We start from the raw sequence: 23,977 nt of genomic DNA on the forward strand, positions 1-23,977 counted from the left end.
GTGTCAACGCGGGGTCGCATCGGCCTTCTGTTGCAAATGGCCGGGGCGCCGCCTAAAACCTCCGCCATTCCTTGGGACGCAATATCCGGGCGCCTGCGATGATCCCCGACACCACGCACTTCCAGGTCCGCCTTGCCGCCGGAGAGACCGACTTTCTGGCCGCGCAGCGTCTGCGCTACCGGGTCTTCGTCGAGGAGCTTGGCGGCGACGGGCCGCTCGTCGACCACGAGGGAAGGTTCGAGCGCGATGCCTTCGACCCGGTCAACGATCACCTGATCCTCGTCGACCGCCGCCGGGATGCGGCCGCGCTCGATCATGTCGTGGGGGTCTACCGGCTCCTGCGCGGCGACCAGGCGGAGGCGTTCGGCCGCTTCTATTGCGACAGCGAGTACGACCTTGCGCGGCTCCGCTCCTCGGGCCGGCGGCTGCTGGAACTTGGCCGATCCTGCGTCGATGCCGAGTATCGAGGCGGCACCGCGATGTTCCTCCTATGGAACGCGCTCGCCGATTATGTGCTCGAGCACGGGATCGAGGTGCTGTTCGGGGTCGCGAGCTTCCACGGCACCGATGTCGAGGCGCTGCGGATGCCGCTGTCTTGGCTCCACCACCACCATCTCGCGCCCGAGGCCTTGCGCGTCCGCGCCCTGCCGGAGCACTTCCAGCGCATGGATCTCGTCGCCCGCGACGCACTCGACCGGCGTGCGGCGATGGTCGAGATGCCGGCGCTGATCAAGGCCTATCTCCGGCTCGGCGGCTTCGTCGGCGAGGGCGCGTTCATCGACCGCGAGTTCAACACGACCGATGTCTTGCTCCTGATGGACACCGCCGCGATGAGCGACCGCCACAAGGGGTTCTACACCCGCAAGCACGAGGCGCGGGCGTGACCACCTGGCGCGCCGAGGCGCCGGGCGACCGGATGCGCGTCGGCCCGGTCGGGATCGCGCTCGCGACCCTGCGCGGCGGGGTGCTCGGCGTCGTGACCTACGGCGGGCTCGCGCTCCTCCTCGCGATCCGGCTGGTGGAGCGGCCCTTCGCCGGGCAGGACCGTCCGGTCTCGCCCCATGTCACGCGCATGGTCTGCCGCGCGGCGCTCGGGATCATCGGGCTCAGGTTCCGGGTCGAGGGCACGCCGATGCGGGATCATGGCGCGATCGTCGCCAACCATGCCTCCTGGCTCGACATCTTCACGCTGAATGCCTGCCAGTGCGTCTACTTCGTCTCCAAGTCGGAGGTGGCGGGCTGGCCGGGGATCGGCTGGCTCGCGCGGGCGACGGGGACCGCCTTCATCGCCCGCGATCCGCGCGCGGCCAAGGCCCAGCAGGAGCTCTTCGCCGACCGGATCCGCGCCGGTCACCGGCTTCTGTTCTTCCCTGAAGGCACCTCGACCGATGGCCGCCGGGTGCTGCCGTTCAAGTCGACGCTCTTCGCGGCGTTCCACGATCACGGGCTCGAACACGAGATGCGGATCCAGCCGGTCAGTGTCCTCTACCGGGCGCCCGAGGGACAGAGCCCGCGCTTCTATGGCTGGTGGGGTGACATGGCCTTCGCGCCGCATCTCCTGAAGACGCTGGCGCAGCCCCGGCAAGGCTCGGTCGAGGTGGTGTTCCATCCCCCAGTGCGCGTCGATGCCTTCGCCTCGCGCAAGGACCTCGCGCGGCATTGCGAGGAGGAAGTCCGGGCGCGGATCAAGACCGCGCTCGGCACCGACTACGGCAGCTGAGGCGCCGCCGTCAGGCGATGGGGGCGAGGAGCCGCTTGAGCGCCGCCACCGGGTCGGCGTCGGACCAGATCTCGGCGCCGATGCCGAGGAAGTCGGTGACCGGGGCGAGGGCCGCGACGAGCTCCGGCGTAAGGCCGCCCTCGGCGACGACCGGCACCTCGATCATCTCGGTCCACCAGTCGAAGAGGTCGGGCTCGGCCCGCGCGCCGGTGCCGAGCGCCGTCTCGCCCACCGGGCCGAAGGCGACGTAGTCGGCGCCGGCCTCGCCCGCCGACATGCCGTCATGCCGCGAGGCGCCGCAGAAGGCGCCGACGATTGCATCCGCCCCGAGCGCCTTGCGCGCCTCGCGCACCAGCCGCGCACCGTCGGTGAGATGGACGCCGTCGAGGCCGTGACGCTCGGCGATCTGCAGGTGGTTGTCGATCACGACCGCCACGTCGCGCTCGTGCGCGACGAGCCGGGCGGCGTCGGCAGCGCGGCCGATCCGGTCGGCGTCGGAGCCCGCGAGGGCAAGGCGCAGGCAGGCGATCTCGGTCGCATCGAGCACCCGCGCGAGCTGGTCGGGGTAGGTCTCGAGCACGAAGTCGGGGGGCGTGATGAGGTAGATCTGCGGGCGGTCTTCGCTGGCCATGTCCGGCTCCGGTGTCTCTGGTCGGATGGGCCTTAGCGCAGAAATCCCGGCTTGGCTACCGGGGCTCTTTCGGCGGCAGCGATTTCGCGAAGGCGAGCGCAAGCGTCATCAGCCGGCCGCGGCGGGCGTCGTCGGCCGCCGCCTCGTCCGAGAGGTCGATCATGCCGCCCATCTTGCGGCCCGTGAAGTCCATGGGCGCCGCACCCGGCACCGCGAGGGCCGCGGCCTCGTTCGCCTTGCCGACCCGGAACATCGCGCCGCCCCCGTGGACGCCGCAGACCATGTGGCCGTCCAGCAGGAAGGCGAGCCCGCCGAACATCTTCCGCTCCGTCACCCGCTCGCCGGCCAGATCGTCGCGCATGAGCTGTGCCAAGCCTTCGTCAAACGCCATCGCCGCCTCCTTGCGATATGGGTCGGTCCATCGTATCAGGCCGCGAAACCCACGGATATGCCATGTCAGAGCTTCAGCCCGCCTTCATCCTCGTGCGCCCCCAGATGGGCGAGAACATCGGCGCCGCGGCGCGGGCGATGCTGAACTTCGGGCTCTCGCACATGCGGCTCGTCGATCCGCGCGACGGCTGGCCCAACCCGCGCGCCGTGGCGATGGCCTCGGGTGCGGCGGGGCGGGTCCTCGACCATGCCGGGGTGTTCGAGACCCTGCCCGAGGCGATCGGGGACTGCGCCTATGTCTTCGCCACCACCGCGCGGAACCGCGACCTGACGAAGCCGGTGATGACGCCCGAACGCGCGATGGAGCATGCCCGCGCGCTGATCGCCGCGGGGCAGAAGGTCGCCGTCTTGTTCGGCCCCGAACGCGCCGGGCTCGAGAACGAGGATGTCTCGCGCGCCAACGCGATCATCTCGGTGCCGGTCAATCCGGACTTCGCCTCGCTCAATCTCGGCCAGGCCGTGCTGCTCTGCGCCTATGAGTGGCGGCGACAGGGGGACGCGACGGCGCCGGAAGTGCTGGCACTCGCCGGGACCGAGCTGGCGCCGGCGATCGAGGTTGAGCGCCTCGGCGACCACTACGAGGAGCGGCTGGAGGAGGCAGGGTTCTTCTTCCCGGCGCAGAAGGCCGAGGGGATGAAGCTCAACCTGCGCAACCTCTGGAGCCGGATGCCGCTGACGCGGGCCGATGTCCAGACGCTGCACGGGATGCTGCGGCAGATCGTCCGTCGGCGGGATCGGTAGGGGCACAGACCGATCGTTCCGGGCGTTGCCGCGCCGGGGCTAGTTGCACTGGTGGTAGGTGTAGTCGCCGTATTCGAGCCAGTTCTCGCCGGCGTCGCTGAACACCAGCATCTCGCCGCGATCCTCGAGCAGCAGCGCAACCTGAAAACCCTTCGGTACGGGGCTGTTGCCGAAGTAGCTGTACGCGGTCATCGCTCTTTGGCTCTCACCATTCACGGTGACGATGGCATCCCATTCACCGTCGCGCTGCGCGAGGATCGCGTATTCAATCTGCCGCGTGATGCCACCGCCACCGCAATAGACGATGCCTTCGGGTGCTTCCATCGAAGCCGATTCCGTTGAGGCAGAGGAGGTCGGCGCCGCCCCGGAACCGCAGGCTGCCCGCAACGCGCGGACCGCGGCACCCGATCCCTTGAGGTCGAAGAGGCCGTAGGTGACCTCCCGGTCGATCATCGACAGGTTCAGCACCGCGTTTCGGGCGATCCCGTCGAGGACGAAGGAATGGTCCGCGGCATCAAGAAAGACGATCTCGACCGGGAAGTTGTCGACGATGCCGACGGAGGCGTTGTCCGAGCCCACCTGGAAGGCGCCGGCCTCGGTCGAGCCGTTCTTCATGAACCTGATCGACAGGCCCTGCTTGGCGACGATGTCCTGGGCGTCCTCGTAAGCCGCGGGGGCAAACCGGATGCGGTCGCACTGCAATTCGACCGTCATATCCCCCGATTGCACGAAAGCGTTCGGCGTCGGGGCGCCGCTAAAGCCCCACTCTGCCTGTGCAGGTCCGCCGGCAACTACAAGGGTGGTGAGAAGAATGGACCATTTCTTCATAGTATGTCTCCTGTTGGTCGCAGGTCTGGTGCCGCGTCGCGGTTGGGGGCGAACTCCTACTAGTCCACAGCGAGCCCTTTAAGACAATTCCCTTCGGTATAAGCCATTGGTATGGGTGCGGGTGGCGTTCACGGGCACTTGAAGCTCGTTCGGCCGACGCCTAGTGTCCCGCGCGTTGAACGGAGGGGGCCATGGCCGGCAAACGCAGCATCTTCGAGGACGTCGGGCAGGGGGCGAAACCCGCGGAAGGCCCGCAGGGCGGCATGATCGACAAGGGCCGCGGCGGCGCGCGGGGGGCGATCCGGGTCTGGCTCGCGGTGCTCTTCGCGCTCGTGGTGGCAATGATCGCGGTGGGCGGGCTGACGCGGCTCACCGACAGCGGGCTCTCGATCACCGAGTGGCGCCCGATCACCGGCGCGCTGCCGCCGATGGACGAGGCCGCATGGCAGGCCGAGTTCGAGAAATACCAGGAAAGCCCGGAATTCCAGATCCAGAACCGGCTGATGGATCTTGCCGCCTTCAAGACGATCTACTGGTGGGAATGGGGGCATCGCCAGCTTGGCCGGGTCATCGGCCTCGTCTGGGCGGCGGGCTTCGTGTTCTTCTGGGCGACGAAGCGGCTGCCCGCCGGCTGGACCGGGCGGCTTCTGGGGCTCGGGGCGCTTGGCGGGCTGCAGGGCGCGATCGGCTGGTGGATGGTGGCCTCGGGGCTGACCGGCCGGATGGTCGATGTCGCCTCCTACAGGCTCGCGATCCATCTCGGCATCGCCTTCGTGATCCTCGGCCTCATCGCCTGGTACATCCTGTCGCTCGCCCGGCGCGATTCCGAGCTTCTGCAGGCGCGACGGTCGCGCGAGGCAAAGCTTTTCGCGCTCTCGACCGGGGTGATGCATTTCGCCTTCCTGCAGATCCTTCTCGGCGCGCTTGTCGCCGGGATCGACGCGGGCCGTGCCTTCCCGACCTGGCCGCTGATGGGCGAGAGCTTCTTTCCCGCCGATGCCTTCTATCTTCCCGACGGCGGGCCGGTGGTGCTGGCATTCTTCGAGAATCCAGGGCTGGTGCAGTTCACCCACCGCATGGCGGGCTATCTTATGTTTGCCTTCGGGCTCTTTGCCTGGTGGCGTGCGCGCGGCTCGGCGCATCCGGCGACGCGGACCGCGTTCGACTGGATGGCGGCGATGCTCTTCGGGCAGCTCGTCCTCGGCATCGTCACGGTGCTCCATGCCGCGCCGCTGGCTCTCGGACTCGTGCACCAGTTGGGCGCGGTCGTGCTCTGGGTGCTGATCCTGCGCGCCCGTCACCGGGCGCAGTACCCGATCGTCGCAACCATAAGGGGCCGCAAATGACCGCCTTCGCCGCTCTCATGGCCTTCCAGCGCGAGACCGAGGCGCTGGCGCAGATCGCCGGCCGGCTGGGCTGGGACCAGGAGACGGTGATGCCCGAGGGTGCTGCCGAGCAGCGCGGCGAGGAGATGGCCGCGATCGAGGGCGTGCTCCATGCCCGCCGCACCGATCCGCGCGTGGGCGACTGGCTCGACGCGGCCGAGGCGCCGGATCCGGCCGGCGCACGGGCGCTCGAGCTCATCGACCGCGCCTACCGGCGCAATGCCGCGGTCCCCGCGCGGCTCGCTTCGGAATTCGCGCGCGTCACGAGCCTCGCGCAGGGCATCTGGGCCGAGGCGCGGGCGCGGGACGATGTCGCGCATTTCCTGCCGACGCTGGAAAAGGTCGTGGCGCTGTCGCGCGAGAAGGGGCAGGCGCTGGCCGCTGCCGGGTTCGGCGGCGGGGATGCCTATGACGCGCTTCTCGACGATTACGAGCCGGAGGCGACCGCCGAGAGCATCGCCGCGATGTTCGACCGGATGCGGCCGCGGCTCGTGGCCCTGCGCGAGGCGGTTCTCGGCGCGGCGAACCCGCCCGCGCCGCTGACCGGGCAGTTCGCCGAGGCGCGCCAGATCGGGCTTGCCCGCGATCTCGCCACGGCCTTCGGCTACGACTGGAGCCGTGGACGGCTCGACCTCGCGGTGCATCCCTTCTCCTCGGGGTCGGGCAACGATGCGCGGATCACCACGCGGGTCGTGGAGACCGACCCCTTCAACTGCTTCTACTCTACGATCCACGAGGTCGGCCACGCGACCTACGAGCTTGGCATCGATGCCGCGCATTTCCTCACGCCGCTGGGTCAGGGCGTCTCGATGGGCGTGCACGAGAGCCAGAGCCGGATCTACGAGAACCAGCTCGGCCGCAGCCGCGCCTTCACCGGCTGGCTTCACGGCCAGATGCACGCGGTCTTCGGCGGGCTCAGCATCGGCTCGGCCGAGGAGTTCTACCGCACCGTGAACCGGGTTTCGGCCGGCTTCATCCGCACCGAGGCGGACGAGGTGCATTACAACCTCCACATCATGATGCGCTTCGATCTCGAACGCGCGCTGTTCGGCGGCGGGCTAGAGGTCGCCGATCTCGAGGATGCCTGGAATACCCGCTTCGCGAGGGATTTCGGTGTGGCGGTGGATCGCCCGGCGCACGGGGTGCTGCAGGACGTGCACTGGTCGGTGGGGCTTTTCGGCTACTTCCCGACCTATACGCTCGGCAATGTCTATGCGGGCTGCCTCCATGCCGCCTTGCGGGCGGATCTGTCGGATCTCGATACCGCGCTCGGCTCCGGCGACGCGCGGCCCGCGACCGGTTGGCTTCGCGAGAAGGTGCAGCGTCACGGCGGGCTTTACCGCCCGGCCGAGGTGATCGAGCGGGCCTGTGGTGCCGCGCCCTCGGAGGAACCGCTTCTCGACTATCTCGAGGCGAAGTTCCGCGCCATCTACGGGCTCTGACCGATGGCGCGGGCGGAGCGTCTCGGCGTCTGGCTGCTCGCGATCGGCCAGACGCTCGGGTTCGCCTCGCTCGTCTATGTCTTCGGCGCGATCCTGCTCGCGCTCGAATCCGGCAGCGGCTGGAGCCGGGCGGAGCTGTCGCTCGGGCCGACGCTGGCGCTCCTGACCCAGGCGCTGCTCGCGCCGTATTCAGGGCGGCTCGTCGATCGCGGGCTTGGCGGGCTTCTCCTCGGCGGCGCGGCGGCCCTGGGCGCGGCCTGCCTCATCGCGCTGTCGCAGGTGACCCATCTCGGCCTCTGGCTCGGTCTCTGGGTGGTGATCGGCGCGGCGCAGGCGGCGAGCCTTTACGAGACCTGCTTTTCCTTCCTGACCCGGCGGCTCGGCCGCGACGCCCGGCCGGCGATCATCCGGGTGACGCTGGTCGCGGGCTTCGCCTCGACGCTCGCGTTCCCGATCGGGGCCTGGTCGGGCGCCGAGTTTGGCTGGCGCGGGGCGCTTGTTACCTTCGCGATCCTGCAGGTGCTGATCACGGTGCCGGCGAATGTCGCCGGGGTGGCGCTGCTCCGGCGTGGCGAACGGCGCGGGGCGCCCCTTGTCGAGACGCCGAAGGGCGCGATCCGGGCGGCTTTGCGTCGGCCGGAGTTCTGGGCGCTCGCCGGGCTCTTCGGGCTGATGATGGGCAATCACACGATGCTCTTCACCTTCGCGCTGCCGGTCCTGACCGACCGCGGAGCGGCCCCCGGCCTTGCGGTGCTCGTGGCCTCCTCGGTCGGACCGATGCAGGTCGCGGGGCGGGTCGCGTTGATGCTTGGCGGGGCGCGGATCCATGCCGGGGCGGCGGCGCGGGCGATCGCGCTCGTCATGTGCGCCGCGAGCGTGGCGCTGCTTGTTGCCTCCGGCGAGGCGTGGCTTCTGTTCCTCTACGCGGTCTGCCAGGGATCGTCGATCGGCATCGCCTCGATCCTCCGGCCGCTCCTGACCGCGGAGGCCTTGGGTTACGAGAACTTCGGCGCGCTGAGTGGCGCGCTGGCGATCGCGCCGCTGACTGCCGGGGCGGCGGCGCCGTTCCTCGGGGCTTTGCTGATCGGGGCGGGGGGCGTGACGCTCCTGCTCTCGGTCACGCTGCTCCTCGCGCTCGGCGCCGTCGCGCTGGCCTTGTGGCTCAGGACGCGCGGGATCTGAGCCTCCGGCGCTTGCCGAGGGCGGCAGAGGGGGCGCTGCCCCCTCTGCGGCTGCGCCGCATTCACCCCCGGGATACTTGGGAAAAGAAGATGAGGGTCAGGACCAGTCGGGCCGGCGCTTTTCGAGGAAGGCGCTGATCCCCTCCTCGGTGTCGCGCCAGAGCATGTTCTCGACCATGACGGCGGCGGCGTGGTCATAGGCGGCGGCGCGGGTCATTTCGATCTGGTCGTAGAAGGCGCGTTTGCCGATCTTCACGGCGGCGGTGAGTTTCTGCGCCACCGTCTCGGCGAGTGCGCGGGTCTCGGCGCCGAGCGCCTCGGCCGGCACGACCCGGTTGACGAGACCGACCTCGGCGGCGCGGGTGGCGTCGATGAACTGGCCCGTTGTCAGCATCTCGAAGGCGACCTTGCGCGGCACGTTTCGCGACAGTGCCACCATCGGGGTCGAGCAGAAGAGCCCGATGTTGACCCCGTTCACACCGAAGCGGGTGCCTTCGGCTGCAACCGCCATGTCGCAGGTCGCGACCAGTTGGCAGCCGGCGGCGGTGGCGATGCCCTGGACCTCGGCGATGACCGGCTGGGGCAGAGCGGGGATCAACTGCATCACCTCGGCGCAGCGGGCGAAGAGATCGGCGAAATAGGCGCGGCCCCTGTCGGGGGACTGCCGCCCGGCCTGCATCTCCTTGAGGTCGTGGCCAGCGCAGAACGCCTTGCCCGCGCCCTTGAGGACGATCGCGCGGATCGTGCCATCCCCGGCTAGGCGGGCAAACTCGGCCTTCAGCGCCGCGAGCATCGCGTCCGAGAGCGCGTTGAGGCTCGCCGGCGCGTTCAGCGTCAGCGTGGCGATGCCGCCGTGGTCGTCGCGCAGAAGGATCGGGTCGCTCATCTTGTCATTCCTCGCCGGTTTGGCGAAGTCTAGGGGGACGCGGGAGGAGAGGGAAGATGGCGACGGTGATGAACGAGGCCGATCTGGCCGCATTTCTGGTGCGGGAGTTTCCCCAGGTCGAGTCCGACTTCCGGATCGAGCGGCTGACCGAGGACGGGATCGTGGTGCGGCTCAAGGTCACCGACCGCCACCTGAGGCCGGGCGGCACCGTCTCCGGCCCCTCGATCTTCGGGCTTGCCGACGTGGCGGTCTATCTCGCGATCCTCGCGCGGATCGGGCCGGTGGCGCTTGCGGTGACGACGAACGGCGGCGTCGATTTCCTCAGGAAGCCGGTCGCCGGCGCCGACCTGATCGGCACGGCGCGGCTCCTGAAGCTCGGCCGCGTGCTCGCGGTCGGCGACGTGCTGATCCGCTCGGACGGCCAGGAAGAGCCGGTTGCCCGGGCCTCGATGACCTATTCGATACCGCCGCGGCGCTGACTCTGGCGGGGCGGGCGGTGGAAAATTGGGGTATTTTAATACCTATTTTGTAAGCCATTGAAAACGTGTGCTTAAATACGCAAACGCCCTCTTGACGGCGGCAAGCGAATTGCGGAAAAGCCCCCATCTGAATTCCGGGCGCCCGTGAGGCGTCCTTTCGATCCCGAACTCGAAGGGCTGACAATGAAAACCTATACCGCGAAACCGGCGGAGATCGAGAAGAAGTGGATCCTGATCGACGCCGAGGGCGTCGTTCTGGGCCGCCTCGCCACGATCGTCGCCATGCGCCTGCGTGGCAAGCACAAGGCAACCTTCACGCCGCACATGGACATGGGCGACAACGTGATCGTCATCAATGCCGACAAGGTGCAGATGACCGGCAACAAGCGTGCCGACAAGCGTTACTACTGGCACACCGGCCACCCGGGCGGGATCAAGTTCCGCACCGCGGGCCAGGTGCTCGATGGCGCCCATCCCGAGCGCGTCGTGATCAAGGCGGTGGAGCGCATGATCTCGCGCAACCGTCTCGGCAAGCAGCAGATGTCGAACCTGCGCGTCTACGCCGGTGCCGAGCATCCGCATGAGGCGCAAGCCCCCGAAGTCCTCGACGTCAAGTCGATGAACCCGAAGAACACCCGGAGCGCATGAGCATGGCCGACGAAATCAAATCCCTCGACGATCTGAAGTCGGCGGTCTCGGGCACTGCCGCCGCCGTCGAAGCTGAGGCTCCGCGTGAGCCGGTCCGCGACGAGCTGGGCCGCTCCTACGCCACCGGCAAGCGCAAGGACGCGGTCGCCCGCGTCTGGATCAAGCCGGGCTCCGGCAAGGTCACCGTCAACGGCAAGGACATCAACGCCTACTTCGCGCGTCCGGTTCTGCAGATGATCCTCAAGCAGCCGTTTCAGGTTGCCAATGTCGAAGGCCAGTTCGACGTGATGGCGACCGTCGTCGGCGGCGGCCTCTCGGGCCAGGCCGGCGCGGTGAAGCACGGAATCAGCCGCGCGCTGCAGCTCTATGAGCCCTCGCTGCGCCCGGCGCTGAAGGCCGCGGGCTTCCTGACCCGCGACAGCCGCGTCGTCGAACGGAAGAAATACGGCAAGCGCAAAGCGCGCCGGTCCTTCCAGTTCTCGAAGCGCTGATTTCGCTTCCGGCATCTGCCGGACCGCAAGATCTGGGGCGCGGCCTGCGGGCCGCGCCCTTTTTCGTATTTTCATGACGTGTTTACATTGTTGCGGCATTGACGCGCTCACGCGGATGTGTGGGGCGGGCCGATTGACGCAAGGCTTGGCATGCCCCCATGTTCGTCTCATTGAGGCAGATAAAACGAGCAGAAAATGCCCATCCAGATGTCCTACCACAGCTCCCTCGGGGGCTTCGATTTCCTTGCGCTCCGCAAGGCGCCGTCGGGCGCCGTCGAGATCGTCTATGACGATGGCGTCAAGCGTCGCATGGTGTGGCGCGTGCGGTCGCAGGCGCAGGAAAACGTGATCGGTGATGTGCTGCGCCACGCGGTCAACCAGACCCGGGTCCTGCCGGCGCTCTATTCAGAACTGAAGCGCCGCTCGATCGCGATCGAAGCGGTGGCCTAAGGCCGTACTAAAAAAAAGCGGCCGGGCAGGGCCCGGCCGAGGAAAAGGGTCAGCCGTCGGGGAGGGACGGGACCCGGTTCTAGCGCCAGAATGGCGCGAGGACTTCGCGGTCGCGCGTGAGGCGGTCCACGCCGATATCCTTAAGGAGCCGGTCGTCGAGGCGGGCGAGTGCATGTCGGCTGCGGCGGCGTGCGGCCCAGGCCGCGATCGTCCGGTAGCCGAACTGGTACAGCACAAAAACCGAAACGCGTCCCAGGGGTGTGATTGCGTTCGGGGAAGGTTTTGCAAGCTGGTCCATGATGCACCTTTTGTATTGATACAATTGAAAATAGCTGGTATTTGTACAAGTACATTGGTGAAAGCATGAGCGCCACAGGTACATTGTGACGGATACAAGTTGGCTCCCGGACCTCGGAAGTTTCGACGGGCCGAAATATCTCGCCCTGTCGCGCTCTCTGCGCGAGGCGGTTCGGACGGGCGACTTGCCCGAGGGTGCGCGGTTGCCGCCGGTGCGCGATCTTGCCTGGCGGCTCGGCATGACGCCCGGCACCGTGGCGCGCGCCTACCAGATCGCGACCCAGGAGGGACTGCTCGAAGCCTCGGTCGGCCGCGGTACGTTCGTCGCCTCCTCGCGGCCGAGATTCGGCCCATCTCAACCGCTTATGGCAGAGTATCGTCCGGTTGGACGATCGGCGGCCGAGCCGGCGTCCGGCCCGGTCGATCTGCGCACCCCGCAATTGCCCGACGTCGGGCAGGGGGGGGCGATTCAATCTGTGCTTGCACAACTCGCAACGGGAGCCTGCACGGACTATCTCGGCTATCCCGGCTTGCGCCGCGACGGCCCGCTTCGGGCGGCCTTCGTCGACTGGCTGTCCGACCGGGTGCTCGGTCCGATCACCGCCGAGGACATTGTATTGACACAAGGTGGGCAGAACGGGATCAACCTCGCCCTGCAATGCTGCCTCAAGGGAGCACGGCCGCAGGTACTGTGCGAGGAGCTGGCCTATCCGGGCTTCCGCCACGCCGCGAGGCTCAACCGGGCCGAGATCGTGCCGGTGGAGATCGACGGCGCCGGCATGACTGCCGAGGCGCTTGACACTGCCTGCCGCCGCTCCGGCGCGCGGATCGTCTGCGTCACCACCGATGCGCAGAACCCCACGACCGTGCGGATGCCGCCCGAACGTAGGGCCGCCATCGCCGATGTGGCGCGGCGCCACGACCTGCAGATCATCGAGGACGATTGCTACTCGGTCCATGCCACCGCCGACCCCGCGCTCCGTGCGATCGCGCCGGAACGGACCTGGCATGTGACCTCGATCTCGAAGTCGCTCGTGGCGGGGCTGCGCTTCGGCGCCATCGTCTGCCCGACCGGGCTTGGCGAGGCGGGCCGACTGGCGATGCAGCATTCCTGCTTCGGCCTCGCCCGCCCGGTGACGGACATCGTCCACGCGCTCCTTGCCTCGGGCGAGGCGGCGCGTTTGCGCGACCGCGTGCAGGAGGTCTTTGCCCGCCGGCTCGAGATGACGCTCAATATCCTCGGCGCCTTCGACCTGTCCTGGCAGAAGGGCCTCGCCTTCGTCTGGCTGCGCCTTCCGCAGGGTTGGCGCGCCTCGACCTTCGCCCGCGAGGCCGAGGCCCAGGGCGTGCTCGTGCGCTCTGCCGACGAGTTTGCGCTGATCGAGAGCCACACGCCGAACGCGGTACGGATCGCGCTGAACGGGGCGCTGAGCGAGGCCGAGTTCAACCGGGCGATGGGGGCGATGGCGCGGCTCCTGCGCAATCCGCCCGGCGATCTCCCGGTCTGAGCCGATGGTCGGCCGCATCATCGAGACGCCCGCCTGTGTCGCCGAGGGAGCCGCCTGGCTCGCCGCGCGCGAGCAGCGCTTTGCGGTGCTTCTTGGCGAAACGGGGCCATTGCCCCTCCGCCGCAAGCCCGATGGCTTCGCCGCACTCCTCGACGCGATCCTCGGTCAGCAGGTTTCGACCGCCTCGGCCTCGGCCCTCTGGGCGCGGCTCGAGGCCGCCGGCCTCGTCACCGAGGACGCCGTTGCGACAGCCGGCGAAGCGGCGCTGAGGGACTGCGGCCTCAGCCGGCAGAAGATCCGCTACGCCCAGGCGCTCGCCGAGGCGCGGCTCGACTATTCGGGCCTGCGGGAGGCAACGGATTCCGAGGTCATCGCCACGCTCACCGCGCTGCCCGGCATCGGGCGCTGGACGGCGGAGATCTACGCGATCATCTCGCTCGGCCGCGCCGATGTTTTCGCGCCCGGCGATCTCGCGCTGCAGGAGGCGGCGCGGATGCTCTTCGACCTGCCCGACCGGCCGAACGAACGCGCGCTCCGCGCGATGGCCGAGGACTGGAGCCCGTGGCGGGCCATTGCGGCGCGCGCGCTCTGGGCCTACTACCGGCGCATGAGGAGCCGCGAGGGGATCAGATGACACGCGAACTGCAATTCGGCCGCAAGCCGGCCCGCTCGGGGCGGGCGACCTCGCTCATCGTCTTCCTGCACGGCTACGGTGCGGATGGTGCCGACCTTCTCGGCCTCGCCGATCCCTTGTCGCCGCATCTGCCCGACGCCGCCTTCGTCGCGCCAGACGCGCCCGAGCCCTGCGCCGGCAACCCGTTCGGCCGGCAATGGTTCCCGATCCCCTGGCTTGATGGTTCGACCGAGGCCGAGGCCGCATCGGGCCTGATCCGCGCCTCCGGCGATATCGACGCCTTCCTCGACGCGCGCCTTGCCGAGGAGGGACTTACGCCTGACCGGCTCGCGGTGATCGGCTTCTCGCAAGGCACGATGATGGCGCTCCATGTCCTGCCGCGGCGGCGCCAGCCGGTCGCCGGGCTCGTCGGCTTCTCCGGACGCCTGCTCGAACCGCAGCGCCTCGCGGCGGAATCGCAGTCGCGCCCGCCGGTTCTGCTCGTTCACGGCGATGCCGACCCGATGGTGCCCTTCGCCGAGATGGGGCTCGCCGGGCAGGCGCTGACGGATGCCGGGTTCGAGACCTACGGCCATGTGATGAAGGGCACCGGTCACGGCATCGCGCCCGACGGTCTGTCGGTGGCGCTGGCCTTCCTCAAGGAGAAGCTTCCGGGGGCTTGAAACCGCCGCGCGGGACGCTAGGTTTCCAGTTACGAACCTGAAGGAGAGCCCGACATGGAATTCGCCGCAATGACCGCCCTTGCCCTCATTGCCCTTGTTTTCGCGGTTTTCCAGTCCCGTCCGCAGCCGCAGCGCCTGCCGGTTCGCGTCGATCGCCGCGACCGGCGCCGCTGAATCGGCGCCCCCTGACAGTCCGAATCGCTCAGAACCAGAGCGCGGGTTCCGCGAACTCCACCGAGTTTCCGGCGGGATCCCGCACATAGACCGAGCGCGCGCCGTTCGGCCAGCGGAAATCCGCCTCTATCGCAATGCCGGCCGCTTCGAGATGCGCGCGCCAAGTGTCGAGTGCCTCGGCCGCGACCTTGAAACAGTAATGCCCCGGCCCGCTGGCGCCATGCCCCGGCACCGGCAGCGGCGATCCCGGGCGCGGCGGATGTGCGGTCGCTTCGGGGTTGAAGACCAGCAGGAGCGAGTCGCCCGCACGGAAGAAGACATGCCGTCCCTCCTGCCGGGTGACCACCTGAAGGCCGAGCGTTCCGGCATAAAAGGATTCGGCGGCGCCGAGGTCATCGACGTAAAGCGCCGATTCGAGCGTTCCGAGCACGGGCGGGACCGGCATTTTGCTGTCACTCCCCTGTCACTTTGCTGCGATACCAGCTTACAGCAGATAGCGGGGCTTGCCAGAGCCGATACGCCAGATATAGTTGTTGATAAGCAGGGGCGGGTGCTCCCGCCCCAGGTGCCGGACGGCACGCAGGGCGAGGACGTTGTTGAGATGCTCGACAGACCGGCCGAAATCGAGTTCAGGACCAGCTTCGTGCGGGAGCCGTCGGCCCTGAAGCACTATCCGGCGCTGGTGCTGAACGCAGACTTCCGCCCGCTCTCCTACTATCCCCTGTCGCTCTGGCCCTGGCAGGAGGCGATCAAGGCGGTCTTCCTCGACCGGGTGATGATCCTCGCGGAGTACGACGAGGTCGTGCGCTCCCAGCGCGCCGCGATCCGAATACCGTCGGTGGTGGTGCTGAAGGACTACGTCAAACCCCAGAAGCGCGTGGCCTTCACGCGCTTCAATCTTTTTCTGAGGGACGAATTCTGCTGCCAGTACTGCGGCTCGAAGGGCGATCTGACCTTCGACCACGTCCTGCCCCGGTCGCGCGGCGGGATCACGAGCTGGGAAAACGTCGTCGCCGCCTGCGCACCGTGCAATCTCAGGAAGGCGAACAAGCCGCTGAAACAGTCGGGCCTGACGCTGAAACGGCCGCCCTACCAGCCCTCGGCCGAAGACATGCAGCGCGCCGGCCGGCGCTTCCCGCCGAACCATTTGCACGACAGCTGGGTCGATTTCCTCTACTGGGACGCCGAACTCGAAGCCTGAGACGCGGCCGCTTTTTTTTTTCTGTAGAGGGAACCATAGTTTTCACAGAACGGGCAGTTCTGCTTCCTTGATGGAAGCATCGGTTTCACCATCAGCGATCTGGGTCACGGTCTCGGAGGAGGTGGACGCCAAGATCCGCGACCAGATCAAGGCGGGCACCTTCCCGGTGCGCCTCAAGCCCGAGGACTGGCAGTCGGGCAGCATCAACTGGCTTCTCGACGTCATCGCGCCGGACCGCGCCACGACGGGCCGGGTGATCGCCAACTTCCGTCAGGTGGTGAAGGAAGGCGAGCTCAGGATGCATCCCCATATCGGCGGGCTTGTGGAACCTGAGATGCTGGAGAAGATGGGGGCGGGCCGCGAGACGGCAGAGGGTTGAGCGGCCCCGTCTCGGCGCCCCCATCGGGCCTTTGGCCCGCCCAATGAAAGGAACGACAAATGACTGACTATGCCTGGATGAGTGTCGCTTCGGTGGATCCGGGTATCGTGAGAGACCTCAGAAGCGACGCGTCATTCTCCGAGGATGAAGAGTTCCGAAAGTCCTATGTGGCTGCGTGCAGCGCGTCGGGCAGAGGCGAGCCCATCCCAGAGGGACTGTTGCCAGAGACCTTCTTCGCCTGGCGCGGGCCGCATGACGAAAGCAAGCCGCTAGCGAAGAGGCTGCCACATTTGACGCACAGCGATTTCTGGTTCGTCAGCGCCGAAACCGCCGATGTGCTGCGTCGGTTCGACCTCGGCGGCTGCAAGCTGCATCCGGTCGAGGTGCTGATGGAGGATCGCAAGACACCTCTGCCCGGCAGCTATTTCGTGCTGGACTTCAACAGTTGGAAGGATGTGTTTCTGCCGGAGCACTCGCCGGAGTTTCCGTTTGTCAGAGGTTCAAAAACCTTCCGCCGACCGCACTTTTCCAATCCTGACGACATCGTGGCCTTGTCCAAAGAGGCTCTGACCCGCGCCGACATCTGGTGGAATCGCAACATCTGGGGTGCGTTCTTCCTGAGCGACCGTCTGGCGCAGGCGCTACGCGCGGCGAATGTCGACAAGCCATTTTCGCTGAAACGCTGCCGTATCGTCTGACCGCGATTTTCCGAGACTGATTTCCAGAAAGGTGCCCTGGACCGCCCCCATCGAGTGGTCCGGTTTGAGTGTTAGCGCATGATCGGCCTCTTCTCCATCGGGTCGATGGCTTCGGGGCCGACGAGCGGGGTATCCCGCGAAGAGAGGCGGCTTTACCTTTGCAGCGCGCCCGGTAAGCTCGCGGTCGACAGCAGGGGAGTGGCCATGAGCGATCGATTTTTCCACCCGGTATCCGGCATGGAGATGCCGCGTTTCGCGGGCATCCCGACATTCATGCGCCTGCCGCATGTGCCCTTGGACCACCCGCGCGCGGACGAGGTTCAGATCGGGCTTGTCGGCCTGCCCTGGGACGGAGGAGTTTCGAACCGGGCCGGGCCGCGGCACGGGCCGCGCCAGCTGCGTGACGCCTCGACGATGATCCGCGCGCAGCATGGCGTGAGCGGGATGCGGCCCTTCGAGGCCGCGAACTGCGCAGACCTCGGCGACGTCGGGCCGAACCCGGTCGACAATCCCGACACGCTCAGGCGCTTCGAGGCCTATTTCACCGGCCTCAAGGAACGCGGCATCCGGCCGCTGGTCGCGGGCGGCGACCACCTCTGCACGCTGCCGGTGCTGCGCGGCATCGCGAAGGACGCGCCGCTCGGTCTGGTGCATTTCGACAGCCATACCGACCTCTTCCCGGCCTATTTCGGCGGCACCACGCTCACGCACGGCAATCCGTTCCGTTCGGCGGTGGAGGAGGGGTTGCTCGACCCCGCGCGGATGATCCAGATCGGCATCCGCGGCACGATGTACGACAGCGAGGACCGCGACTTCGCCAAGGCGCACGGGATCCGCATCGTCACGATCGAGGAATTCTTTGACCGCGGGGTCAAGGATGTGATGGCGGAGGCGCGCGCGATCGTCGGGACGAAGCCCGCCTACATGTCCTACGACATCGACTTCGTCGATCCCTCTGTCGCGCCGGGAACCGGCACGCCGGAATGGGGCGGACCCAATGCCTACGAGGCGATCCGGGTGGTGCGCGAATGCGCCGGGCTCAACATCGTCGGTGCGGACCTCGTCGAGGTGTCGCCGCCGGTCGATCCGACCGGCGGAACAGCCTGGCTCGGTGCCTCGCTGATGTTCGAGATGCTCTGCCTCATGGTCGCGGCGCTCTGAGCCGGCCTGCTTTTTCGCAGAAAAAATGCCGATTTTTCGGCGAAAAATCGGACCGCCGCTCAGGCCTGTGCGGCGGTGATGATGATCTCGACCAGGTAGTCCGGCGTGGCAAGCTTGGCCTCGCCGGTCGCGCGGGCGGGGGCATGGCCCTTCGGAACCCAGGCGTCCCAGACGGCGTTCATCGCGGCGAAGTCGGCCTTGATGTCCGCGAGCCAGATCTGCGCGCGCAGGATCCGGGTCTTGTCCGAGCCGGCGAGTGCCAGAAGCCGGTCGATCTCGGCCACGCAGTCGCGGGTCTGCTGGGTGGCATCGCCGCCCGGCTCGCCAACGACGCCGGCTAAGTGGATGACGCCGTTGTGGATGACCGCATTCGACATGCGGGTTTCTGTCTCTAACCTGACGATCTCGTTGCTCATTGCTTCGGTCCTTTGCTGGGGGAGTCGCGCAGCGATCCCTAGCGGCTCGGCGGGCGGAAGGAAACCGAAACCATCGGGCCCGCCACCAGAGCGGCGGCGGGTCCGTCCGGTAATGCGGTCGGGGCTGGTCAGCCGCCGAGCAGCGCCAGCGCGGCGTTGAGATCGGCGACCGAAGCGTCGTGGTCGCCCGCCTCATGCGCGGCCTTGCCGGTCTCGTAGAGCGCCATGACCTCGGCCTTGGTCGCGTCGTCGGCGGTGGAGGCGGCCAGCGCCTCGTCGATCTGGGCCATGATCGAGGGGCATTGAGCCGCGAAAGCCGCGCCGGAACCGGCGAGAACGATGGCCGCTGCAAGGATCGTGGTTTTCATCTGAATCTCCCTTGGTTGATAGGTTGGTTGAACCGGTCGTCACAAGGATTGGAGCGGGTGAAGGGAATCGAACCCTCGTATTCAGCTTGGGAAGCTGCTGCTCTACCATTGAGCTACACCCGCGTGGATCGTTGATTAGCGCGGGCGCGGGGACGTGGCAAGGGGGAAGCGGGCTGCAGCGCGCTTCAGAACCAGTTCCGCCAGCGCAGGATGACCCACAGACCGAGCCCGAGGAGCATCATCGCCAACGAGAGCGTCGCGAAGGCCCAGGGCCAAACGGTGCCCGGAATGCCCGCGACGTTCATGCCGAAGAGCCCGGTGAGGAAGCTCAGGGGCAGGAACACCACCGCCACGACCGACAGGATAAACCCGTTGCGGCCGAGCCGCGCGGTCTGCAGGCTGTCGATATGGGTGCGTAGGGCCGTGAGCCGGTCGCGGACCGTGTCGAGCTCCTCGACCGCGCGGGTGGTGCGGTTCGCGGCATGGCGCAGGGCGTAGCGGCTGGGGCTGGTGAGGAAGGCGGCCTCGATGCCCGCGAGCCGGTTCAGTGCCTCGCGCTGAGGGGCGATGTGGCGGCGCAGCTTGATCACCGAGCGCGCGAGCCGGGCGATCTCGGTGGTGTGGGCGGCGAGGGCCTCCGACTCGTCGTCGAGAAGCGCCTCCTCGATCCCGTCCAGAAGGTCCTCGCGCGCGGACGAGGCGGTCTCGATCCGCTCGGTGACGAGGTCGGCGAGACGGGCGACGAAGGCGGCGGGCGAGGCCGTCGCCCGGCCCTCGGCGATCTCGCGCCGGAGGTCGTCCATCGGAAAGACCCGCCGAAGCCGGGCCGTCACGACGAGGTTCGCCCGGATCCAGAGCCGGAGCGAGACCATGTCCTCCTCGGCCTGGCCGGGGTTGAGGTTCATCCCGCGAAGGGTGACGAGAAGCCCGTCGCCGATCGCGTCGCAATGCGGCCGGGTCTCGGCCTGCAGGAGGGCCGCGCGCACCGGCGCGGGCAGGTGCTCGGCGCTCCAGGCGACGAAGCCGGGATCGGTGCGCTCGAAATGCATCCAGCGCCAGATCGCGTCGGTCGCGGGCTCCGCGTCGGGCCAGGGATCGGACAGGGCACGCGCCGTCCCGTCCGGCAGGATGTCGTAGGCGGCGATCGGGGCGAGCGTCTGTGTCACGGTCTGTACCTTGGGATTCCGAAGATGCTGGCCGGGAACAGCGCCGGGCGCAATCGTGTTTCTAGTGACGGGTTTAGCCCGGCGCTGAGCCGGTCGGGGGCGGGTCGATCCGAAGATCGGCCCAGATCGGCAGGTGGTCCGAGGCGATTCGGGCCGGCGCTGAGGCATGGACGCCGGCATCCACGAGATGCAGGCCGGGGCCGAGCGCGATCCGGTCCAGGGGTGCGATCGGGCGCGCGGCGGGAAAGCTCGCGCCGGGCGCGTGGAGGCGGAACTCTGGCGCCAGCGCCTCGCCGCTGCCGCGCACCGACCAGTCGTTGTAGTCGCCGAGGATCGCCGTCGGCATTGCCGTGCGGCGGCCGATCGCGGCGCGGATCGCGGCTATCTGCATCGTCCGGTAGCGCCGGATCAGCCCGAGATGGACGCCGACGACGCGGATCGCCCCCGCCGTCGTCTCCGCCTCGAGGAGGACCGCGCCGCGCGGCTCCAGCCCCGGCAGCGCGATACGGCGGAGCGCCGTGACCTCGATCTCCCGGCGCACGAGGATGGTCTGGCCGTGCCAGCCAAGGCTCGGTCCGTCGAGGGCGAAGGGCGGCACGGTGTAGTCCGTCTCGCGCTCGATCAGCCGGTGCGGCAGCGCAGCGGGGCGTGGCGCGAGCCGGTGGTCGACTTCCTGCAGCGCGAGGATGTCGGCGCCGACCGCGTTGATCACGGACAACACCCGGCGCGGCAGTCGGCGTCGGTCGAGACCGAGGCATTTGTGCACATTATAGGAGGCCAGGCGCAGCATCATCCCCTCGTTCGGTGCGGTCAAATGTGGGCTTGAAGCGCGAATTTCGCAATCCTAGATTGAACTTATGTGGAAGCGCCGCCTCCGTCGCCAGCCCTTGATCGTCCAGGCGATCTGGACCGTCCTGGCCGTGGCTTGCCTCGCGGCGCTCGTCACCGGGCGCTGGTACCTCGCTTTCGTCTCGGTCGCGACGATCGTCCTGTCGCTCCTGCCAGTGCTCTTTCAGGGCCGGTTCGGCATCCGCCTTCCGGTGCGGTTCTTCGTCTGGATCGTGGTCTTCGTCTTTGCCACGATCTTCCTCGGCGAGGCGTTCGATTTCTACAACTGGATCTGGTGGTGGGACATCGTGCTTCACGGCGTCTCGGCGGTCGCCCTCGGGCTCGTCGGCTTCCTCTTCGTCTTCATGCTGTTCGAGGGCGACCGCTACGCCGCGCCGGTCTGGGCGGTGGCCTTCGTCAGCTTCTGCTTCGCGCTGTCGGTCGGCGCGATGTGGGAGGTGTTCGAGTTCGCGATGGACCAGGTCTTCGGGCTGAACATGCAGAAGTCCGGCCTCGTCGATACGATGTGGGATCTCATCGTCGACATGATCGGCGCGGCGATCGGGGCCTTCGCGGGCTTTCTCCACCTCAAGGGGATCGAGCTTGGCGGGCTTACCGGCGTGCTGCAGGAGTTCATCCAGAAGAACCGTCGGTTCTTCCGCAAATTCCGCCGCTGATCAGGTGCCGCAGAAGGTGCGGCGGACGATCTCGTCCGGTTTCGGCGCGTCCCGGTATGCGATGGCTTCGGGCTGGTCTCCGTACGGTTCCGCGAGGATCGCGTTCAGCCGGTGGAACGGCGCGAAATCCCCGGCGACGGCGGCACGGATCGCCTCCTCGACGCGGTGGTTGCGCGGGATGAAGGCCGGGTTGGCAGAGCGCATCACGGCCTCGGGGTCGGCCTCGCGTGCGAGCCTCGCCTGCCAGCCCTCGGCCCAGACCTCAAAGGCGAACGGGTCGGCAAACTCCGCCGCCGCGGTGCCGTCGACGAGGCCGCGGAAGGTGCGGGTGAAGTCGGCCTCGTTCTCGGCCATCAGGGTCAACAGCGCCTCGATCAGCTTGGCGTCACCGTCCTCCTCGGTCGAAAGCCCGATCTTGGCGCGGAAGAGCCTCAGCCATTCCCTCTGGTAGATCACGCCGAAACGGTTGATCGCGGTGGTGGCGGCCTCGATCGCGGGCTCGAGTTCGCCCATCAGCGGCAGAAGGCAGGAGGCGAACTGCGCGAGGTTCCAGACCGCGATCTGTGGCTGGTTGCCGTAGGCGTAGCGCCCGAACTGGTCGATCGAGGAAAAGACCTTGCCCGGATGGTAGGCGTCCATGAAAGCGCAGGGCCCGTAGTCGATGGTCTCGCCTGAGATGGCCATATTGTCGGTGTTCATCACGCCGTGGATGAAGCCGAAGCTCATCCATTTCGCGATGAGCCGCGCCTGCGCCGCCGTCACCGCCTCGATCAGCGCGAGCGGCCCTTCCGCGCCGGGGTAGTGGCGGTCGATGACGTGATCGGTGAGGAGCCGGAGTGCTTCGGTATCCTCGCGCGCGGCGAAATACTGGAAGGTGCCGACGCGGATATGGCTCGCCGCGACGCGGGCGAGGACGGCGCCGGGGAGCGCGGTCTCGCGCCAGACCGTCTCGCCGGTCGTCACCGCGGCGAGGGCGCGGGTGGTCGGCACGCCGAGTGCGGCCATCGCCTCGGAGACGATGTATTCGCGGATCACCGGGCCGATCCAGGCGCGGCCGTCGCCCCGGCGCGAGAAGGGGGTCTGGCCGGAGCCCTTGAGCTGGAGGTCGAAGCGCCGCCCGCCGGGAGCGACGATCTCGCCCAGAAGGATCGCGCGGCCGTCGCCGAGCTGCGGCACCCAGCCGCCGAACTGGTGGCCGGCATAGGCCTGGGCGAGGGGGGCCGCGCCTGCGGGCGTCGCATTTCCGGCAAAGGCGGCGATGCCCTCGGGCGTCGCGAGCAGAGAGGCGTCGAGCCCAAGCTCGGCCGCGAGCCGGTCGTTCACCGCGATCAGGCCGGGTGCGGCGACCGGCACCGGGTCCTGGCGCACGAAGAAGCGGTCCGGCAACCGGGCATAGGAATTGTCGAAGGGTAGGGTCAGGGTCATGCGCGTTCCTCGCCCCCTAGATAGGCACGGCGGCGGGGCAGGGGAAGCTCTGCCGTGATCAGAGCCGCCCGATGCGCTCGGTCAGGAGCGCGAAGAAGCCGTCCGCATCAACATCGCCGATGAACATCGCATTGGCCTCGCGGCCCGAGACTCGCCACCAGTCTGCAACCGTCATGCCGGCGGTGAAGCGGCCTTCAAGCTCGATCTCCACGTTGATGTGGCGGCCCGAGAAGAGGTCGGGCTCGATGAGATAGGCGATGGTGCAGGGGTCGTGGAGCGGGGCGCCTTCGGAGCCGTATTTCGCCATGTCGAAGCGTTCGAAGAAATCGGTCCAACTCGCCACCGCGTGGCCGACCCGGGTGCCGAGGTTACGGAACGCCTCGACCCGCGCCCTTGTGGTCAGCGCCTGGTGGGTGACGTCGAGCGGCATCACCACGAGCGGCACGCCGGACTTGAAGACGATGCTCGCCGCCTCGGGATCGACATAGATGTTGAACTCGGCCGCCGGCGTCACGTTGCCGACCTCGAAATAGGCGCCGCCCATCAGCACGATCTCGGCAACCCGCTCGACGATGTCGGGCGCTTTCTGGAAGGCGGTGGCGATATTGGTGAGGGGGCCGATCGGGCAGAGCGTGACCGTGCCCGGCGCCTCCTCACGCAGGGTCTCGATCAGGAAATCGACGGCGTGACCCTCGGCGAGCGGCATCGAAGGATCCGGCAGCGCGATTCCGTCGAGGCCGGTCTTGCCGTGGACATGTTCGGCGGTGACGAGCTGGCGGGTGAGCGGTGCCTCGCAGCCCGCGAAGACGCGGATGTCGCTCCGCCCGGCAAGCTCGCAGACGACGCGCGCGTTCTTCGAGGTGAGCGCGAGCGGCACGTTGCCCGCGACTGTGGTAAGCCCGAGCACCTCCAGTTCGGGCGAGGCGAGTGCCAGCAGGATCGCCACCGCGTCATCCTGGCCGGGGTCGGTGTCGATGATGATCTTGCGTGCGCCCATGGCCGTTCCTCCGCTATCCGGGGCCGAGACTGGCGCGGTGTTGCTGTCTTGTCC

At 68.0% G+C, this 23,977-nt stretch carries 30 protein-coding genes and 1 tRNA gene; 18 read left to right on the plus strand and 13 right to left on the minus strand.

Annotation, left to right across the window (positions count from 1 at the left end; all coding sequences use genetic code 11):
* The first annotated feature begins 98 nt into the window (after nt 1-98).
* Both olsB and olsA read left to right on the plus strand, forming a co-directional pair.
* Nucleotides 99-884, plus strand: a complete 786-nt coding sequence (olsB, locus tag OM960_RS11785) for an L-ornithine N(alpha)-acyltransferase (protein ID WP_264772076.1) — start codon at nt 99-101, stop codon at nt 882-884.
* Nucleotides 881-1,720: a lyso-ornithine lipid O-acyltransferase gene (olsA, locus tag OM960_RS11790; RefSeq protein ID WP_263336284.1), complete on the plus strand. Its 840-nt coding sequence runs from the start codon at nt 881-883 to the stop codon at nt 1,718-1,720. Before olsB ends, olsA begins: the two co-directional genes overlap by 4 nt.
* 10 nt (nt 1,721-1,730) lie before the next feature.
* Here the strand turns inward: olsA and OM960_RS11795 are convergent, their stop codons facing one another.
* Together OM960_RS11795 and OM960_RS11800 are read right to left on the minus strand one after the other, a co-directional pair.
* Complete coding sequence (locus tag OM960_RS11795; protein WP_264772077.1) at nt 1,731-2,351, minus strand: thiamine phosphate synthase; 621 nt, start codon at nt 2,349-2,351, stop codon at nt 1,731-1,733.
* Nucleotides 2,352-2,406: 55 nt separating this feature from the next.
* Complete coding sequence (locus OM960_RS11800) at nt 2,407-2,742, minus strand: TfoX/Sxy family protein (RefSeq protein ID WP_264772078.1); 336 nt, start codon at nt 2,740-2,742, stop codon at nt 2,407-2,409.
* A 62-nt stretch (nt 2,743-2,804) separates the two neighbouring features.
* Between OM960_RS11800 and OM960_RS11805 the strand changes: the two genes are divergently transcribed.
* The gene (locus OM960_RS11805; protein ID WP_264772079.1) at nt 2,805-3,542 is read left to right on the plus strand and encodes an RNA methyltransferase; all 738 of its coding nucleotides are present in this window, start codon (nt 2,805-2,807) and stop codon (nt 3,540-3,542) included.
* 39 nt (nt 3,543-3,581) lie between these two features.
* Here OM960_RS11805 and OM960_RS11810 read toward each other — a convergent pair whose 3' ends face one another.
* Complete coding sequence (locus OM960_RS11810; protein ID WP_264772080.1) at nt 3,582-4,256, minus strand: hypothetical protein; 675 nt, start codon at nt 4,254-4,256, stop codon at nt 3,582-3,584.
* Nucleotides 4,257-4,561: 305 nt separating this feature from the next.
* Here OM960_RS11810 and ctaA point away from each other — a divergent pair, with 305 nt between their 5' ends.
* The 3 genes from ctaA to OM960_RS11825 are packed head-to-tail and all read left to right on the plus strand — an operon-like array spanning nt 4,562 to nt 8,379.
* Nucleotides 4,562-5,716, plus strand: a complete 1,155-nt coding sequence (ctaA, locus tag OM960_RS11815; RefSeq protein WP_264772081.1) for a heme A synthase — start codon at nt 4,562-4,564, stop codon at nt 5,714-5,716.
* On the plus strand, nt 5,713-7,197 hold the full coding sequence (locus OM960_RS11820) for a carboxypeptidase M32 (RefSeq protein ID WP_264772082.1): 1,485 nt from the start codon (nt 5,713-5,715) through the stop codon (nt 7,195-7,197). The genes ctaA and OM960_RS11820 overlap by 4 nt, the downstream gene beginning before the upstream one ends.
* Nucleotides 7,198-7,200: 3 nt before the next feature.
* The gene (locus OM960_RS11825; RefSeq protein ID WP_264772083.1) at nt 7,201-8,379 is read left to right on the plus strand and encodes an MFS transporter; all 1,179 of its coding nucleotides are present in this window, start codon (nt 7,201-7,203) and stop codon (nt 8,377-8,379) included.
* A gap of 96 nt (nt 8,380-8,475) precedes the next feature.
* Here OM960_RS11825 and OM960_RS11830 read toward each other — a convergent pair whose 3' ends face one another.
* The gene (locus OM960_RS11830) at nt 8,476-9,264 is read right to left on the minus strand and encodes an enoyl-CoA hydratase (RefSeq protein ID WP_264772084.1); all 789 of its coding nucleotides are present in this window, start codon (nt 9,262-9,264) and stop codon (nt 8,476-8,478) included.
* Nucleotides 9,265-9,320: 56 nt separating this feature from the next.
* Here OM960_RS11830 and OM960_RS11835 point away from each other — a divergent pair, with 56 nt between their 5' ends.
* The 4 genes from OM960_RS11835 to OM960_RS11850 all read left to right on the plus strand — a co-directional run bounded on the left by OM960_RS11835 (nt 9,321) and on the right by OM960_RS11850 (nt 11,332).
* Complete coding sequence (locus OM960_RS11835) at nt 9,321-9,743, plus strand: PaaI family thioesterase (protein WP_263336259.1); 423 nt, start codon at nt 9,321-9,323, stop codon at nt 9,741-9,743.
* A 183-nt stretch (nt 9,744-9,926) separates the two neighbouring features.
* Entirely contained in the window at nt 9,927-10,391 is a 465-nt protein-coding gene (gene rplM, locus OM960_RS11840) for a 50S ribosomal protein L13 (RefSeq protein ID WP_263336256.1), read from the plus strand.
* Nucleotides 10,392-10,393: 2 nt separating this feature from the next.
* Nucleotides 10,394-10,882, plus strand: a complete 489-nt coding sequence (gene rpsI, locus OM960_RS11845) for a 30S ribosomal protein S9 (protein WP_263336253.1) — start codon at nt 10,394-10,396, stop codon at nt 10,880-10,882.
* Nucleotides 10,883-11,077: 195 nt separating this feature from the next.
* Nucleotides 11,078-11,332: a hypothetical protein gene (locus OM960_RS11850; protein ID WP_263336251.1), complete on the plus strand. Its 255-nt coding sequence runs from the start codon at nt 11,078-11,080 to the stop codon at nt 11,330-11,332.
* A 79-nt stretch (nt 11,333-11,411) separates the two neighbouring features.
* Here the strand turns inward: OM960_RS11850 and OM960_RS11855 are convergent, their stop codons facing one another.
* Nucleotides 11,412-11,630 carry a DUF1127 domain-containing protein gene (locus tag OM960_RS11855; RefSeq protein WP_264772085.1) on the minus strand — a complete coding sequence of 73 codons (219 nt, stop codon included), beginning with the start codon at nt 11,628-11,630 and terminating at the stop codon, nt 11,412-11,414.
* A gap of 85 nt (nt 11,631-11,715) precedes the next feature.
* On the opposite strand from OM960_RS11855, the gene OM960_RS11860 reads away from it, so the two are divergent.
* The 3 genes from OM960_RS11860 to OM960_RS11870 are packed head-to-tail and all read left to right on the plus strand — an operon-like array spanning nt 11,716 to nt 14,433.
* Nucleotides 11,716-13,137: an aminotransferase-like domain-containing protein gene (locus OM960_RS11860; protein ID WP_263336245.1), complete on the plus strand. Its 1,422-nt coding sequence runs from the start codon at nt 11,716-11,718 to the stop codon at nt 13,135-13,137.
* A 4-nt stretch (nt 13,138-13,141) separates the two neighbouring features.
* A complete protein-coding gene (locus tag OM960_RS11865) occupies nt 13,142-13,771 on the plus strand; it encodes a DNA-3-methyladenine glycosylase family protein (protein WP_264772086.1) in 630 nt (209 codons plus the stop codon).
* Nucleotides 13,768-14,433 (plus strand): alpha/beta hydrolase, encoded by a 666-nt coding sequence (locus tag OM960_RS11870; RefSeq protein WP_263336241.1) that lies wholly within the window; start codon nt 13,768-13,770, stop codon nt 14,431-14,433. The genes OM960_RS11865 and OM960_RS11870 overlap by 4 nt, the downstream gene beginning before the upstream one ends.
* Nucleotides 14,434-14,635: 202 nt before the next feature.
* Here OM960_RS11870 and OM960_RS11875 read toward each other — a convergent pair whose 3' ends face one another.
* Nucleotides 14,636-15,052 carry a VOC family protein gene (locus tag OM960_RS11875; protein ID WP_263336239.1) on the minus strand — a complete coding sequence of 139 codons (417 nt, stop codon included), beginning with the start codon at nt 15,050-15,052 and terminating at the stop codon, nt 14,636-14,638.
* Between the two features lie 156 nt (nt 15,053-15,208).
* Here OM960_RS11875 and OM960_RS11880 point away from each other — a divergent pair, with 156 nt between their 5' ends.
* The 4 genes from OM960_RS11880 (at nt 15,209) to OM960_RS11895 (ending at nt 18,046) form a co-directional block, all read left to right on the plus strand.
* Nucleotides 15,209-15,808, plus strand: a complete 600-nt coding sequence (locus tag OM960_RS11880) for an HNH endonuclease (protein WP_263336569.1) — start codon at nt 15,209-15,211, stop codon at nt 15,806-15,808.
* A gap of 70 nt (nt 15,809-15,878) precedes the next feature.
* Nucleotides 15,879-16,187, plus strand: coding sequence for a hypothetical protein (locus OM960_RS11885; protein ID WP_264772087.1), 309 nt, complete (start codon nt 15,879-15,881; stop codon nt 16,185-16,187).
* A gap of 59 nt (nt 16,188-16,246) precedes the next feature.
* Nucleotides 16,247-16,885: an imm11 family protein gene (locus tag OM960_RS11890; protein WP_264772088.1), complete on the plus strand. Its 639-nt coding sequence runs from the start codon at nt 16,247-16,249 to the stop codon at nt 16,883-16,885.
* A gap of 204 nt (nt 16,886-17,089) precedes the next feature.
* Nucleotides 17,090-18,046, plus strand: coding sequence for an agmatinase (locus OM960_RS11895; protein ID WP_263336226.1), 957 nt, complete (start codon nt 17,090-17,092; stop codon nt 18,044-18,046).
* Nucleotides 18,047-18,105: 59 nt separating this feature from the next.
* Here the strand turns inward: OM960_RS11895 and OM960_RS11900 are convergent, their stop codons facing one another.
* The 5 genes from OM960_RS11900 to OM960_RS11920 form a co-directional block, all read right to left on the minus strand.
* Nucleotides 18,106-18,462 carry a RidA family protein gene (locus OM960_RS11900; protein WP_263336223.1) on the minus strand — a complete coding sequence of 119 codons (357 nt, stop codon included), beginning with the start codon at nt 18,460-18,462 and terminating at the stop codon, nt 18,106-18,108.
* A 128-nt stretch (nt 18,463-18,590) separates the two neighbouring features.
* On the minus strand, nt 18,591-18,830 hold the full coding sequence (locus tag OM960_RS11905) for a PA2433 domain-containing protein (protein WP_264772089.1): 240 nt from the start codon (nt 18,828-18,830) through the stop codon (nt 18,591-18,593).
* A 49-nt stretch (nt 18,831-18,879) separates the two neighbouring features.
* Nucleotides 18,880-18,953: transfer RNA gene (locus tag OM960_RS11910), tRNA-Gly, on the minus strand.
* Between the two features lie 62 nt (nt 18,954-19,015).
* Nucleotides 19,016-19,996: a CorA family divalent cation transporter gene (locus tag OM960_RS11915; RefSeq protein WP_264772090.1), complete on the minus strand. Its 981-nt coding sequence runs from the start codon at nt 19,994-19,996 to the stop codon at nt 19,016-19,018.
* 73 nt (nt 19,997-20,069) lie between these two features.
* Nucleotides 20,070-20,810, minus strand: a complete 741-nt coding sequence (locus OM960_RS11920; protein WP_264772091.1) for an endonuclease/exonuclease/phosphatase family protein — start codon at nt 20,808-20,810, stop codon at nt 20,070-20,072.
* A gap of 43 nt (nt 20,811-20,853) precedes the next feature.
* On the opposite strand from OM960_RS11920, the gene OM960_RS11925 reads away from it, so the two are divergent.
* Nucleotides 20,854-21,501 carry a DUF2238 domain-containing protein gene (locus tag OM960_RS11925; protein ID WP_264772092.1) on the plus strand — a complete coding sequence of 216 codons (648 nt, stop codon included), beginning with the start codon at nt 20,854-20,856 and terminating at the stop codon, nt 21,499-21,501.
* On the opposite strand, the gene OM960_RS11930 is transcribed toward OM960_RS11925, so the two are convergent.
* A complete protein-coding gene (locus OM960_RS11930; protein ID WP_264772093.1) occupies nt 21,502-22,926 on the minus strand; it encodes a protein adenylyltransferase SelO in 1,425 nt (474 codons plus the stop codon).
* Nucleotides 22,927-22,984: 58 nt separating this feature from the next.
* A complete protein-coding gene (locus OM960_RS11935) occupies nt 22,985-23,923 on the minus strand; it encodes a nucleoside hydrolase (protein WP_263336208.1) in 939 nt (312 codons plus the stop codon).
* Between the last annotated feature and the right edge of the window lie 54 nt (nt 23,924-23,977).

The sequence above is a fragment of the Defluviimonas salinarum genome, assembly GCF_026013545.1.
GTDB classification, from domain to species: domain Bacteria; phylum Pseudomonadota; class Alphaproteobacteria; order Rhodobacterales; family Rhodobacteraceae; genus Albidovulum; species Albidovulum salinarum.